At 68.9% G+C, this 13832-nt stretch carries 11 protein-coding genes; 5 read left to right on the top strand and 6 right to left on the bottom strand.

The window, feature by feature from the left end:
• Positions 1 to 2: 2 nt before the first annotated feature.
• The 4 genes from CI785_RS17370 (at position 3) to CI785_RS14715 (ending at position 3969) form a co-directional block, all read left to right on the top strand.
• Complete coding sequence (locus tag CI785_RS17370; protein ID WP_420808263.1) at positions 3 to 911, top strand: carbohydrate ABC transporter permease; 909 nt, start codon at positions 3 to 5, stop codon at positions 909 to 911.
• Positions 908 to 1549, top strand: coding sequence for a hypothetical protein (locus CI785_RS14725; protein WP_105032848.1), 642 nt, complete (start codon positions 908 to 910; stop codon positions 1547 to 1549). The genes CI785_RS17370 and CI785_RS14725 overlap by 4 nt, the downstream gene beginning before the upstream one ends.
• 45 nt (positions 1550 to 1594) lie before the next feature.
• Positions 1595 to 3571 (top strand): beta-galactosidase, encoded by a 1977-nt coding sequence (locus tag CI785_RS14720; RefSeq protein WP_105032847.1) that lies wholly within the window; start codon positions 1595 to 1597, stop codon positions 3569 to 3571.
• A gap of 158 nt (positions 3572 to 3729) precedes the next feature.
• Positions 3730 to 3969 (top strand): hypothetical protein, encoded by a 240-nt coding sequence (locus CI785_RS14715; protein WP_105032846.1) that lies wholly within the window; start codon positions 3730 to 3732, stop codon positions 3967 to 3969.
• A 118-nt stretch (positions 3970 to 4087) separates the two neighbouring features.
• Here the strand turns inward: CI785_RS14715 and CI785_RS14710 are convergent, their stop codons facing one another.
• Positions 4088 to 5227, bottom strand: a complete 1140-nt coding sequence (locus tag CI785_RS14710) for a glutamate--cysteine ligase (protein WP_105032845.1) — start codon at positions 5225 to 5227, stop codon at positions 4088 to 4090.
• Between the two features lie 162 nt (positions 5228 to 5389).
• Between CI785_RS14710 and CI785_RS14705 the strand changes: the two genes are divergently transcribed.
• On the top strand, positions 5390 to 6208 hold the full coding sequence (locus CI785_RS14705) for a shikimate 5-dehydrogenase (RefSeq protein ID WP_105032844.1): 819 nt from the start codon (positions 5390 to 5392) through the stop codon (positions 6206 to 6208).
• Positions 6209 to 6287: 79 nt separating this feature from the next.
• Here the strand turns inward: CI785_RS14705 and CI785_RS14700 are convergent, their stop codons facing one another.
• The 5 genes from CI785_RS14700 to CI785_RS14680 form a co-directional block, all read right to left on the bottom strand.
• Positions 6288 to 8276, bottom strand: coding sequence for an alpha-amylase family protein (locus CI785_RS14700; RefSeq protein WP_105032843.1), 1989 nt, complete (start codon positions 8274 to 8276; stop codon positions 6288 to 6290).
• A gap of 159 nt (positions 8277 to 8435) precedes the next feature.
• The gene (locus CI785_RS14695) at positions 8436 to 9770 is read right to left on the bottom strand and encodes an ABC transporter substrate-binding protein (protein ID WP_105032842.1); all 1335 of its coding nucleotides are present in this window, start codon (positions 9768 to 9770) and stop codon (positions 8436 to 8438) included.
• Positions 9771 to 9847: 77 nt separating this feature from the next.
• Positions 9848 to 10681, bottom strand: a complete 834-nt coding sequence (locus CI785_RS14690) for an ABC transporter permease subunit (protein ID WP_105033220.1) — start codon at positions 10679 to 10681, stop codon at positions 9848 to 9850.
• 95 nt (positions 10682 to 10776) lie between these two features.
• Positions 10777 to 11715: a carbohydrate ABC transporter permease gene (locus CI785_RS14685; RefSeq protein ID WP_105032841.1), complete on the bottom strand. Its 939-nt coding sequence runs from the start codon at positions 11713 to 11715 to the stop codon at positions 10777 to 10779.
• A complete protein-coding gene (locus CI785_RS14680) occupies positions 11693 to 13759 on the bottom strand; it encodes a beta-galactosidase (RefSeq protein ID WP_105032840.1) in 2067 nt (688 codons plus the stop codon). Before CI785_RS14680 ends, CI785_RS14685 begins: the two co-directional genes overlap by 23 nt.
• Between the last annotated feature and the right edge of the window lie 73 nt (positions 13760 to 13832).

Genomic DNA, 13832 nt, shown 5'->3' with positions numbered 1-13832 from the left:
CCATCGAATCGAACCCCGCCGTTCCCGTCCCGCGGAACCCGGACGACCTGCGGCCCGGGCCGCGGCGCCGCCCCCTGCGACGGCACGTGCCCACCGCCCTCTGGATCGTGGCGATCGTCGCCCTGACGGCGATCGTGCTCTACCCGCTCCTGTGGATGTTCTCGGCCTCGCTGAAGCCCAACTCCGAGTTCGGCAGCAACCAGGGCTTCCTCCCCGAGAACCCGACCTTCGACAACTTCGTCAAGGTCATGCAGGGGATCGCAGGCATCCCCACCTGGAAGTTCTTCCTGAACTCGCTCCTGCTGGGCATCGGCGCGGTGATCGGCACGGTCATCTCCTCGTCCATGGCCGCGTACGCGTTCTCGAGGATCAACTTCCGGGGCAGCAAGATCCTCTTCGCAGCCATGATCGGAACCCTGCTCCTGCCGTTCCACGTGCTGATCATCCCGCAGTACGTCATCTTCCGGAACCTCGGCCTGATCGACACCTTCTGGCCGCTGCTGGCGGGCAAGTTCCTGGCCACCGAGGCGTTCTTCGTCTTCCTCATGGTGCAGTTCATCCGCAACCTGCCGCGGGAGCTCGACGAGGCGGCGCGCATCGACGGCTGCGGGCACGCTCGGATCTTCTTCTCGATCACGCTGCCGCTGATCAAGCCCGCCCTCATCACGTCGTCGATCTTCGCGTTCATCTGGAGCTGGAACGACTTCCTCGGCCCGCTCCTGTACCTGAACTCGCCGGACAAGTACCCGCTGCCGCTGGCCCTCCGCATCTTCAACGACCAGACGAGTACCTCGGACTACGGGGCGACCATCGCCATCTCCGTCCTGGCCCTGCTGCCGGTGATGCTGTTCTTCATCATCTTCCAGCGCTTCCTCGTCGACGGCGTGGCGACGCAGGGCCTCAAGGGATGAGCCCGCGCCGGCGCGGCGGGGCCGATCGCGGGAGGCAGTCCGCCGCCCGCGACGGCAGTACGCTGCGCTGGCCGGGCGCGACGGCGAGGTTCGCCCTGTTCGGGGAGGTCCTCTGGGTCGGTCTGCTCTGCTGCGTCGCCGGTCTCGGGCTCGTCACGCTCCCCGCGGCCCTTGCGGCCGGCTCGGCGCACCTGCACCGCTTCCTGCGGGCAGAGGACTCCAGCCTCCGACGGTTCACCACGGACTTCACGTCGGCGCTCCGGACGGGCTGGCTCGTCGGGCTCGGTGTGGCGGTCGCCGCGGCACTGATCCTGCTGGACATCGTCGTCGCCGGCTCCGGACTCCTGCCGGGCGGGCAGTTCGTCCTGGCGGCCGGCGTCGTCCTGCTGATCGGGCTGCTGGCATGCCTGGCGGGGACGACGGCACGCTGGCAGCTGACGCGCTCCTGGCGGGAGGCGGCCCGCCTGTGGCTGCGGGACGCGCAGCAGGACCCGAGCGGCGTCCTCTGGCTCGTCGTCGCCGTCGTGCTCACCGCGATGGTCGCCTGGCAGCTTCCGCCGCTCATCGTCCCGGGGATCGGCTGCCTGGTGTTCGCCGCGCTCGCGACGTCGGTGCGCGAGCGCCGCTCCCGCTCCTGAACGCGTTCCCCACCGACCCACCGACCGACCGACCCAGGAGATCCCGTGCACTACGGCGCCGACTACAACCCCGAGCAGTGGCCCGAGGAGGTCTGGCCGGAGGACGTGGCCCGCATGCGCGAGGCCGGTGTCACGATGGTGAGCCTCGGCATCTTCTCCTGGGCGCGCATCCAGCCGTCCGAGCACGAGTTCGACTTCGAGTGGCTGGACCGCATCATCGGGCTGCTGCACGACGGCGGTATCGCGGTGGACCTCGCCACCGCGACGGCGTCGCCTCCTCCCTGGGCCACCGTCGCCTATCCGGAGATGCTCGCGGCCGACGAGAACGGCACGCCCTACTGGCACGGCAGCCGCCAGCACTACGCCCCGTCCTCGCCCGCCTACCGGAAGCTGGCCGCGGCCCTCGTCACGAGGATCGCCGAGCGCTACGCGCAGCATCCGGCCGTGGTCCTGTGGCACGTCAACAACGAGTACGGCTGCCACCTGAACATCGACTACTCGGATGCGGCGCGCGACGCCTTCCGCTCGTGGCTGCAGAACAGGTACGGATCGGTCGAGGCGCTGAATGACGCGTGGGGCACCATGTTCTGGTCCCAGCGCTACGGATCCTTCGCCGAGGTCTTCCCGCCGCGGCACGCGCCCTACAGCCACAATCCGGGACAGCTGCTCGACTACCGCCGGTTCACCTCCGACATGCTGTTCGAGTGCTACCGGATGGAGCGGGACATCATCCGTGCGGCCGGTGCCCTGCAGCCGATCACCACGAACTTCATGGGGGCGTTCAAGCCCGTCAACTATGCGCAGTGGGCGGCGGAACTGGATGTGATCAGCGACGACCTCTACCCTGACCCGAACGATCCGGAGGGCTTCCGTGAGGGCGCGTTCCACGGCGACCTCATGCGCTCCCTCAAGCCCGGGACCCCCTGGCTCCTGATGGAGCAGGCGTCCAACGCCGTCAACTGGCGGCCCAGCAACGCCCCTAAGGCTCCCGGGCAACTCGCCGCGCAGAGCCTGCAGGCCGTGGCCCGCGGTGCGGACGGGATCCTCTTCTTCCAGTGGCGCCAGTCGCGCGCCGGCTCGGAGAAGTTCCATTCCGGGATGCTGCCGCACGCAGGGACGGAGACGCGGACCTGGCGGGAGGTCGTGGCGCTCGGCCGGACGTTGGGTGACCTTCCCGCACTCCCCGCGGACGACGGCTCCGCCCGGGTCGCGATCCTGCTCGACTGGGAGAACTGGTGGGCGATCGAGAACCCCGACCATCCCACCTCGCTGGACTACCTGTCGCTGGTGCGGGGCTGGTACGACGCCGCCCACCGCCTCCACGTACAGGTGGACCTCGTCCCGCCCACCGCCGACCTCTCCCGATACCGCGCGGTCATCGCCCCGCACCTCTACCTGCTGACGGAGCAGGCCGCAGCGAACCTGTCAGGGTTCGTCGACGGCGGAGGACACCTGCTCGTCACGGCGTTCACCGACGTCGTCGATACCAACGACCGCTTCCGGACCGGCGGGTTCGGCACTCAACTGCGCCGGCTCCTGGGCGTCGTCGTCGAGGACTTCGGCGCGCTGGTGGCCCCCGCATCATCGGGCCCGGGTCAGCAGCAGGTCCAGGTCAGCGGTGGGGGATTCGCCTTCCCTGGGTCTTTGCTGGCCGAGGAGGTGCAGGCTGTCGACGCCGAGGTGCTGGCCGGCTTCGACGGTGGGCGTCAGGACGGCATGCCTGGGCTGACGGCGCGCCGCCGCGGTGCAGGCTCGGCCTACTATCTGGCTACGGTGCCGGACGACGACGGTGCACGCCAGGTATTGCAGCACCTGTTCGGGGCGGCACAGGTGCAGCCGGTGCTGCCGGGCCTACCACCGACGGTCGAGGCTATCCGGCGCGGGCGGTTGCTCACGGTGATCAACTACGGGGACGAGGCCGTCGACGTCGAGGTTCAGGGCCTGGACGCCGTCGACGGCCGGGCCGTCAGCAAGGTCTCGCTGCAGCCCTTCGGCTACGCCCTGGTCCTCACCGACGCCTGAGCCCCGGATCCGCCGTCCTCGTCCCGCCGCCTGGTCACGGTCCTGCAGACGGAACCCCCGGTAGGAGACCGTTACACCGCCCTGCGGACACCTGCAAGACCGCGGACGAGTCCGCGCCGCGACGGCAGGACGGTCCCGGCAGGCCTACGCTCGGGTGCATGGACCAGCCCACCGAAGAACATCACCTGAAGGACCTCGGCAGCGCGGAGGGGATCGACCCGACCGACGTGGGCCAGATCCAGGACGGCCCACTCACCGCCGCTGACGAAGTGGACCTCATCTCCAACCAGGCCGTGCCCGATGGCGATCCGTCCGTGGAGACACTCGCCGGGAATCTCGGCCTCGAAGGCTCCGCGGACAACCCGACGCGGGACGACCACTTCACGGGCGGCTCCTGACCCGGGAGCGCCTGCGCGGGCTCCTGCACCTGGTCGGGCACGACGGCGCGGAGGTCGCCGTCGTCCTCCTCCGCGGCCCCGGGCCGGCGCCGGCCCTCTCGCCCCGAGGTGGTCGCGCCTACGCTCGCAGCTGCTGCACCATGTCGAGCACGACGGCGCGGAGGTCGCCGTCGTGCTCCTCCGCGATCCTGCGCTGGCGCTGGTACCCGGCGCCGCGCTGCAGGATGCCCTCGACGTCCGCGAGCTCGCTGCTGCAGCCGAGCTTCGCGGCGATCGGTTCGAGCCGGTTCAGGACCTCCACGAGGTGTTCCGTGACGAGCTGCTCGTTGCCCTTCGCGTCGAGGATGATGATGGCCTCCATGCCGTAGCGGGCTGCCCTCCACTTGTTCTCCTGGATGTGCCACGGCGGCATGGTGGGGATGCTGCCGCCGCCGTCGAGCGTGTCCGAGAACTCGTGGACGAGGCACTGGGTGAGTGCCGCGACGGCGCCGACGTCCTGCAGGGTCGAGAGCCCGTCGCAGACACGCATCTCCACGGTGCCGAGGTTCGCCACCGGGCGGATGTCCCAGCGGATCTCGCTGACGGTGTCGATGACGCCGGTGGTCGACATGTCCTGGACGTAGGACTCGTAGCCGGCCCAGTCGTCGAAGTGGAACGGCAGCCCGGCGGTGGGCAGCTGCTGGAACATGAGGGCCCGCTGCGAGGCGTACCCCGTGTCCTCGCCGCCCCAGAACGGGGACGAGGCGGAGAGTGCCTGGAAATGCGGGAAGTAGTTGGTCAGACCGTCCACCACGGGCAGCGCCTTGTCCCGGTGGTCGAGTCCCACGTGAACGTGCACCCCGTAGATGACCATCTGCCGCCCCCACCACTGCGTGCGGTCGATGAGCTTCGCATACCGGTCCTTGTCCGTGACCTGCTGGGCGCGCGGGGCGCTGAAGGGGTGCGAGCCCGCGCAGAAGAGCTCCACGCCCATGGGGTCCGTGACCTCCCGCACGGCGGCGAGGGAACGGGACAGGTCGGCCTTCGCATCAGCGACCGTGGTGCAGACACCGGTGACGAGTTCCACCGTGTTCAGCAGGAGCTCCTGCTTGATGTGCGGGTGCTCGTCGTCGTCCTGCAGCTCGGGGTGGTTCGCGCTGACACCGCGCAGTACCTCGTTCGCCACGGAGACGAGTTCGCCGTTGTAGCGGTCCACGAGGGCCAATTCCCACTCGACGCCGAGGGTGGACTGGGCCGACTGCGCGAAATCGATCTTCAAGGGCGTGCTCCTGGGACGGTGTGGGCGGTGGAATCCGTTGTATCTCGGCAGCGCGCCGTCGCGGGACCGAGGTCAAGTCTAATGAGGATGCACCGCCGATTGCATGATCGGTCGTCCTGGGTCACGTTGGCTGTTCGTGCCTCTCACGGGCACAATTGCCGGATGCCCATCCTGAACAAAGACATGACGCTCTGCATCTCCCTGGCCGCGCGCCCCAGCAACATCGGCACGCGCTTCCACAACTACCTGTACGGGGAACTGGGGCTGAACTACATCTACAAGGCCTTCACCACCACCGACCTGCCCTCGGCCATCGCCGGCCTGCGCGGCCTGGGGATCCGGGGCTGCGCCGTCTCCATGCCGTTCAAGGAGGACGTGATCGCCCTCGTGGACCACCTCGACCCGTCGGCGAAGGCCATCGACTCGGTCAACACCATCGTGAACGACGACGGCGTCCTCACCGCCTACAACACCGACTACCTCGCGGTGGAGCGGCTGCTGCGCGAGCACGCCGTGCCCACGACGCACTCGGTCCTCGTGCAGGGCTCCGGAGGCATGGCCAAGGCCGTGGTCGCGGCCCTGCGGGACTCGGGCTTCGAACGGGTGACGGTCGTGGCCCGCAATGAGCGCACGGGTCGGGCGCTCGCCGACCTGTACGGCTTCGGGTGGCAGCAGGAGGTGGGGGACACGACGGCGGACCTGATCCTCAACGTCACGCCGCTGGGCATGGCCGGCGCGGACGCCGACGTCCTCGCCTTCCCGCAGGCGGCGATCCACGCCGCGCAGGTGGTGTTCGACGTCGTCGCCTCGCCGTCCGAGACGCCGCTGATCCTGGCTGCCCGGGAGGCGGGCAAAGCCGTCATCACGGGTGCCGAGGTGGTGGCGCTCCAGGCCGAGGAGCAGTTCGTGCTCTACACCGGGGTGCGGCCCACGCCGGAGCAGGTACGCGCCGCGGGGGAGTTCTCCCGCCAGCAGGCCTAGCGGCACGACGGGGGAGTTCTCCGGCCGGCAGGCCTGGCGGCACCGCGGCGGGGGGAGCCACCGGCATCCCTTCGAACGCTTACAGGCGGTACCACCGCACGCCGTGCGGCTCGAGCGTCAGTCCCGGGCGGAGCAACTCGCGCTCGCCGGTGATGAGTTCCAGTGCCGACTCCGGCAGCCCGGACAGCGTCTCGGCCGTGATCTCCTGCGCCGTGTCGGCGAAGTTCGCGAACACGACGACGATGGACTCCCGGCTGTCCGACCGGCTGTCCGACCGGCTGTCGGGCCGGCCGGGGCGCTGGTAGCCGAGGACGTGCGGGTTGCGGGTGTGGAAGGGTACGAGCCGTCCGCCGGCGAATTCCGGGGTGTGCTTGCGGACCTGGATCAGGCGGGTGAGTCCGGTGAAGACCGCACCGGCGTGCGTGGTCGGGTCGTTGCGCTGCGCGTAGGCCTCGGCGGGGTAGACCGGGCGCCCCACCCAGCGGCTGTCGCCGGCCTTGGCAGGGTCGTCGAGGTAGGAGTAGTCGTTGAGCTGGCCCACCTCGTCGCCGAGGTAGAGCAGCGGGATCCCGCCGGTACTGAGGATGATCGAGTGCGCCAGGAGGATCCGCGCCACCGCCGCATCGGCTGCGGTGTCTGCAGCGCCATCTGCCGCGGCCGAGGTGTCGTCTCCTTGGTCGAGTCCCGGGATGGCTGCTGCTTCGAGGCCGGCCAGTGAGGCCGTGGTGCCGGAGATCCGGCAGTCGCCGGTGCGGGGGTTGTCCTGGAAGGGGACGCCGCGCGCGAAGCTTCCGGGGAAGCGGTCGACGTAGAAGGCGTTGAGGAACCGGCGGTGGTCGTACCCGTCGATGCCGAACTCCGCGGCGTCCTCGTCGGAGAACGTCCACCCGATGTCGTCGTGGCTGCGCACGTAGTTCACCCACGCGGTGCCCTCGGGGATGTCATGCCTGCGTTCGAGGGCCTGGGCGAGCAGGGACACCTCCCGGGTGGCCAGGGAGTTCCAGATCAGCGCCATCTGCAGGGGGTTGTAGCTGAGCTGGCACTCTCCGGGGTCGATGTACTGCACGACCTCGTCGGGGTGCACGATCGCCTCGGACTTGAACAGCAGCGACGGGGCGGCGAGCCGGCAGACGGCATTGAACGCCCGCAGCAGCAGGTGGGCCTCGGGCAGACTCTCACACGTGGTGCCCAGCTGCTTCCAGATGAACGCGACGGCGTCCATCCGAACGATGTCCACGCCCTGGTTCGCCAGGTACAGCATCTCGCCGGCCATGGCGCGGAACACCCGCGGGTTGCCGTAGTTGAGGTCCCACTGGAAGGAGTGGAACGTGGCCCAGATCCACCGGCCGTCCTCGAGCTGCACGAAGGAGCCCGGGTGGTCGTCGGGGAAGATCTCCCGCACCGTCCGCTCGTAGGCATCGGGCATGTCGCGATCGGGGTAGATCCAGTAGAAGTCCCGGTAGTCGGGATCGCCCGCCACGGCCCTGCGGGCCCACTCGTGCTCGTCGGAGGTGTGGTTGAAGATGAAGTCGACCACCAGGGCGATACCGCTCTCGCGCAGCTCCCGGGCGAGGTCCGCGAGCTCGTCCATGGTGCCGAGTGCGGGGTCCACGTTGCGGTAGCTGGAGACCGCATATCCGCCGTCGGAGTTCTCCTCCGGCGCCAGGAACAACGGCATCAGATGCAGGTACGTCAGCCCCAGCTCCCGGAAGTAGGGGATGCGTTCGCGAAGCCGTGCGAGGCTTCCCGCGTACAGGCCCACATAGCAGACACCCCCGAGCATCCGGTGGGAGGAGAACCAGTCGGATGTCATCGCCCGGTCCGCGTCGAGGGCCTTCAGATCTGCGGGCCGGTCCTGCCACGAGGTGGCCGCGTCCAGGACCACCTGCAGCAGTTCGTCGTCCGAGCCGGGTCCGTAGATCCTGTGGAAGAGCGACCGCAGGCGCGGGAACTCCGCGCCGAAGCGTGCCTGGAACGACTCCCAATCGGCGTCCGTAGTACTCTCCCGGCGTGCGGACTCGAGCGCTGCCCGAAATCGACCCTCGGGCAGGGTGTGCGGAGAACTCATCCGGCAAGCCTATTCCAGCGTGTCGAGCGTCCAAGGTCGTCGACGGTCCGGAGTCTGCGCCGGATGACGGCGCGGGCGGCCCGGGCCGGGATGCGCGAAGCGCCACGCCCCTTCCGGGACGCGGCGCTTCGTGGATACTGCTGCGGGAGCCGCCGGGGACTACTCCGAGACGGGGATGGACTGCGACTTCAGGGAGTCGATCGTCTTCTGCTGCCCGTTCTCGAGGGCGTCCATGAGGGTGCCGGAGCCGCCGATGGCTGCACCGAACCCGTCCGAGACGTCCGTGTAGGTCTGCGTCATCGTGGGGCCCCAGGTGAAGTTCGGGTCCACGTTCGAGGACGCGTCGGCGAAGACCTCGTAGATCTTCTGTCCGCCGTAGTAGTCGACGCCGCCGGCGAAGGCTTCGAGCTCGGTCGCGGACTTCGCTGCCGGGTAGATGCCGCCGAGTTCGTTGGCGAGCGCGAGGGCTTCGGGATCGGTGTTGAGCCACAGCGCGAACTTCGCGGCCTCGGCCGGGTGCTCGGAGCCCTTCAGGACCGCCGTGGACGAACCGCCCCAGTTACCGGCGGTCTCCCCGCCGTCCTCCCACTGCGGCATCGGGGCGACGGCCCACTTGCCGGCGGTGTCGGGAGCCCCGTCGGAGAGGGTGGTCGCGCCCCACACGGCGGACACCCAGGTCCACTGCTGGCCCTGGTTGAAAGACGCGTTCCACTCGTCCGAGAAGGACGGCAGCGTGGAGACGAGGTCCTTGGAGAGCAGGTCCTGCCAGTAGGTGGCGACCTCCTCGGACTCGGGGCTCGTCAGGTTGACGTCCCAGCTCTCGCCGTCGTTCGCGAACCACTGGCCGCCGTTCTGCCAGACCATGCCGGCGAACCAGTTGACGTCCTGCTTCGGGAAGTTGGTGATGTAGGAGCCCTGCGCCTTGATCTGCTCGGCTGCCGCGGCGTACTCCTCCCAGGTGGTGGGGACCTCGATGCCGGCGGCCTCGAAGAGGTCGGCGCGGTAGTACATGGCCATGGGGCCGCTGTCTTGGGGGACGGCGTAGACGGAGCCCTCCTCGCCGAAGGTCACCTGGCCCCAGGTCCAGTCGACGAACTTGTCCTGCGCGTCGGCGACGCCCTCGCACGCTGCGATGTTCTCCAGTCCGTCCTGGACACGGAAGTTCGGCAGCGCGTCGTACTCGATCTGGCCGAGGTCGGGTGCGTTGCCGGCCTGGATCTGGTTGAAGAAGTTCTGGTAGGTCCCCGAGTTGCCGTTGGGGCCGGTCTGCACCTCGACCTGGATCTCGGGGTTCTCGGCGTTCCACAGCTTGACGACCTCGTCCATGCCGGGGACCCACGTGGTGAAGTTCAGGGTGACAGGGCCCTCGGAGGCCTCGCAGGGAGCCGCTTCGGCTCCTGCCTCGGTGCTGTCTCCGCCGGCTGAACAGCCGGAGAGAGCCAGCGCAGAGATCATGGCAAAGGCCGCGGTGACTTTTCCGTAATGCGCGCGCATTGTCTTTCCTATCGGTGGTAGTGCGGTGCAGGGGCGGTCGCCCGTGCACCTGTGGTGCTGGTCGGGAGACTGGGGTGCTACTTGACGCCGCCTGCGCCGAGGCCGCTGCTCCAGAAACGCTGGAGTGCGAGGAAGGCGATGATCAGCGGGAGGATCGAGACGAGCGCGCCGACGATCACGAGGGAGCGCAGCTCGGGGATCTGGCTGATCTGGCTGTTCCAGGCGTACAGGCCCAGCGTCACGGGGAAGAGCACCTGGTCGCGGAGCATGATCAGGGGCAGGAAGAAGTTGTTCCAGATCGCCACGAACTGGAAGAGGAAGATCGTGACGAGGGCCGGCGCCATGAGGCGCGTGGACACCGTGAAGAACGTGCGGATCTCACCCGAGCCGTCCAGGCGGGCCGCTTCGAGCAGTTCGTTGGGCACGCTGGCTGCGGCGTAGATACGGGCCAGGTACACGCCGAACGGGCTGACGAGGCTCGGCAGGAACACGGCCCACATGGTGTTGGTCAGATCCACGCGGCTGAAGATGAGGAACAGGGGGAGAGCCAGCGCCGTGGCGGGCACGAGGACCCCGCTGAGCACGATGTTGAAGATCGCCTCGCGCCCCCGGAACTCGTACTTGGCGAGGGCGTACCCGCACATCGCCGCGATGATCGTGCCGATCAGGGCGCCGACACCCGCGTAGAGGGCGGAGTTGAGCAGCCAGCGGCCGAACAGCCCGTCGCCGTAGCTGAACAGGCGCCCGAGGTTGGCGAAGAAGGTCCCGGCGGAGTTGCCCGTGAACCACAGGGGAGCGGTGGACGTGATCTCGCCGCCCGTCTTGGTGGACGTGGTGAGCAGCCACCAGATGGGGGTCAGGAAGTACAGGGTGAAGACACCCATGATGAGCATCGCCGCACTGCGGGACATGATGCTCTGACGGGGACCGCGGGCATGCCTGCCGGCGCTGTCCGCCGTCGAACTCCCGCCACGATGGCGCTTGGACGCGGTGGCTGGGGCTGCCGTCACTGGGTTACCTTCCGCTGGGTGGACTTCAGGAAGACGAAGGAGAGGATGAAGGTGGCGAGTGCGAGGACCACCGAGAACGCCGCGGCGAGGTTGTAGTTCGGCACCGACGCCGTCGTGTAGACCGCGAGGTTCGGGGTGAACGTGCTGTTGATCGCCGAGCTGAAGCTGCGGAGCGTCTGGGGCTCGGCCAGGAGCTGGAGCGTGCCGATGATCGAGAACACCGCCGTCAGGATGATGGCCGGGATCACCAGGGGGATCTTGATGCGCCAGGCGATCTGGATGTTGCTGGCGCCGTCGAGCCGTGCCGCTTCGTAGATCTCCGTGGGGATCGCGAGCAGCGACGAGTAGATGATGAGCATGTTGTAGCCCACGTAGACCCAGGTGACGATGTTTGCGATCGCCCAGAGCACGAGGTTGCCGCCCAGCAGGTCGACGTTCGAGGTGACTGCGCCGAACGGCGAGAGCGACGGCGAGTACAGGAAACCCCACATGATGGCCGCGATGACGCCGGGGACGGCGTAGGGGGCGAAGAACGCGAGCCGGAAGAACTTCTTGCCCTTCAGCAGCGGCGAGTCGAGCAGCAGCGCGAACAGGAGGGCGAGGCCGAGCATGATCGGCACCTGCACCACGCCGAAGAGCAGCACGCGCCCCACCGATTCCCAGAACGCGGTGTTCTGGAAGACCTGCTCGTACTGGACGAAGCCCCCGAAGACCTGGCGGGGCCTGCCGAAGGTGCCCTCGCGCTCCACGGTGAGCAGCGACTGCACGACGGCGTAGACGATCGGGATCGCGTAGAAGGCGAGGAAGAGGATCGCGAACGGCGCGATGAACAGCGCCACGGCGCGGCGCTGCGCTCCCGACGAGCGGGTCCTCCTCGAGACCGGGGCGGCCTTGGGGGCCTCGGCCGGAGTGCTAAGAACTGACATGGCCTGCATCCTTTCGGCCCTGGGTCGAGCCGTCGGTGTCGGTGGTTGCTGGGGTGGTGCGCACGACGCGGACGGCGCCTGCGGGAACCACGACGACGTCGGCCACGGCCTCGGCGGTCAGCAGTTCCAGACCGCTGACCCGGTGCTTGCGGTCCTCGGTGGTGTGGTTGATGAGGAAGACGTACTCGCGCCCGTCGCCGCGGCGCGCCACGACCTCGAGGCCGGACTGCGCTTCGGGCACCTCCACGCCTGCGGTGACCGCCGCCCGGAGCAGCAGGTCCCTGAGTACGCCGCCGTCGAGCACGGTCCCGGCGTACCACGCCTCGCCCGCTCCGACGCGGTTGCGGGTCACGGCCGGTGTCCCGGTGTGGTGGCCGGTCGCGTAGCTGAGGACGGCCTCGGCCGAGGTGAGGCGCAGGGACTCGGACCAGAGCGTGGCGGGTGAGCCGTTGTCGAGGGTCAGGGGGTGCGCGGGATCGAGGGGGAAGAACTCCTCGGAACGGATGCCGAGGAGGTCACGGAAGGCTCCCGGGTAACCGCCGGGCCGGACCCTCTCGTTCTCGTCGACGATGCCGCTGAAGAACGTGATGAACGCGGAGCCGCCGTTCGTCACGAAGTCGCTGATGACCGCGGCGTGCTCGTCGCGCACGAGGTAGAGGTTCGGCACCACCACGAGCTTGTAGGCGGAGAGATCCGCGCCGGGAGCCACGATGTCCACCGTGACGCCGGCGTCCCACAGGGCCTTGTACGCGGCGTGGACCTGCTCGATGTAGCGCACGTCGCCCGACGGGTGCGACTCCTGGTCGTGCGCCCACCATGCCTCCCAGCTGAAGACGAGCGCGATGTCGGCGTGCACCGTGGTGCCCGCGACCTCTCGGAGTCTTCCGAGCGCGGCGCCGAGTTCGACGACGTCGCGCCAGATCTGCGAATCGGTGCCGGCGTGGGGGAGCATCGCGGAGTGGAACTTCTCGCTCCCTTGCAGCGACGCGCGCCACTGGAAGAAGCACAGGCCGTCCGCACCCCGCGCGAGGTGGGTCAGGGAGTTGCGGAGCATCTCCCCGGGACCCTTGGCGATGTTGCGGGGCTGCCAGTTCACGGCACCCGTGGAGTGTTCCATGAGCAGCCAGGGCAGTCCCTGAGCGAGCCCGCGGGTGGTGTCGGCGGCGAACGCGAGTTCCGCGTCCGGCGCGCCGAGACGGTGGTCGAGGTAGTGGTCGTTCGCGATGACGTCCATCTCCGGCGCCCAGGACCAGTAGTCCTGGTCGCGGATGTGCGCGGCGACCATGAAGTTGGTGGTCACCGGGACGGCGCTGTTGTGACGCAGGACCGACTCCTCGGCCGAGTAGTGCGCGAGCAGCTCGTCGGAGCTGAAGCGGTGGAAGTCGAGCGTCTGTGTGGGGTTCAGGGCCGAGAGGGTGAGCCGCGGGGGCAGCACCTGCTCCCACGCGGAGTACCGCTGGCTCCAGAAGGCGGTGCCCCAGGCGGCATTGAGTGCGTCGAGGGTCTCGTAGCGGGTCCGGAGCCAGCCCCGGAAGGCCTCGGCCGAGACGTCGCAGTAGCACAGGGAGTTGTGGCAGCCGAGCTCGTTGGAGACGTGCCACAGGCGCAGGGCCGGGTGGCTGCCGTAGCGGGCGGAGACCTGCTCCACCAGGGCCAGGGCGTGCCGCCGGTAGACGGGGGAGCTGGGGCAGAACGCCTGGCGGCCGCCGGGCCAGCGGGTGGTGCCGTCGGCGGTGCGGGGGAGCATCTCGGGGTGGGCCGTGGTGAGCCAGGCGGGGGTGGACGAGGTGCCGGTGCCGAGGTTCACGCCGATGCCATGTTCGGCGAGGAGGTCCATGACGGCGTCGAGGTCCTCGAACCGGAACACTCCCTCCTCCGGCTCGAGTTCCGCCCACCCGAAGATGTTGACGGCCACGAGGTTGACGCCGGCTTCCTTCATGAGACGGACGTCCTCACGCCAGACGGCGGCGTCCCACTGCTCGGGGTTGTAGTCACACCCGTAGACGAGCTCTCCGTTGCCGGACAGTCCTGCGACGGTGGTTGTGGGTGCCAAACCTGCTCCTCATGCTGCGGTACCTGGTCTCGGGCGATGCCGGAGAAGGACCGCGGCGCAGTTCTGTGAACGT

The sequence above is a fragment of the Arthrobacter ruber genome (genome assembly GCF_002954225.1).
Taxonomy (GTDB): Bacteria; Actinomycetota; Actinomycetes; order Actinomycetales; family Micrococcaceae; genus Arthrobacter_D; species Arthrobacter_D ruber.
Note: the sequence above shows the minus strand (reverse complement) of the source record. Positions and strands in the feature narration are given on the sequence as shown.

Coding starts and splice junctions, on each gene's coding strand:
- CI785_RS14700 (WP_105032843.1), bottom strand. CDS start 8,276: ATGAGTTCTCCGCACACCCTGCCCGAGGGTCGATTTCGGGCAGCGCTC.
- CI785_RS14695 (WP_105032842.1), bottom strand. CDS start 9,770: ATGCGCGCGCATTACGGAAAAGTCACCGCGGCCTTTGCCATGATCTCT.
- CI785_RS14715 (WP_105032846.1), top strand. CDS start 3,730: ATGGACCAGCCCACCGAAGAACATCACCTGAAGGACCTCGGCAGCGCG.
- CI785_RS14705 (WP_105032844.1), top strand. CDS start 5,390: ATGCCCATCCTGAACAAAGACATGACGCTCTGCATCTCCCTGGCCGCG.
- CI785_RS14725 (WP_105032848.1), top strand. CDS start 908: ATGAGCCCGCGCCGGCGCGGCGGGGCCGATCGCGGGAGGCAGTCCGCC.
- CI785_RS14685 (WP_105032841.1), bottom strand. CDS start 11,715: ATGCAGGCCATGTCAGTTCTTAGCACTCCGGCCGAGGCCCCCAAGGCC.
- CI785_RS14690 (WP_105033220.1), bottom strand. CDS start 10,681: ATGTCCCGCAGTGCGGCGATGCTCATCATGGGTGTCTTCACCCTGTAC.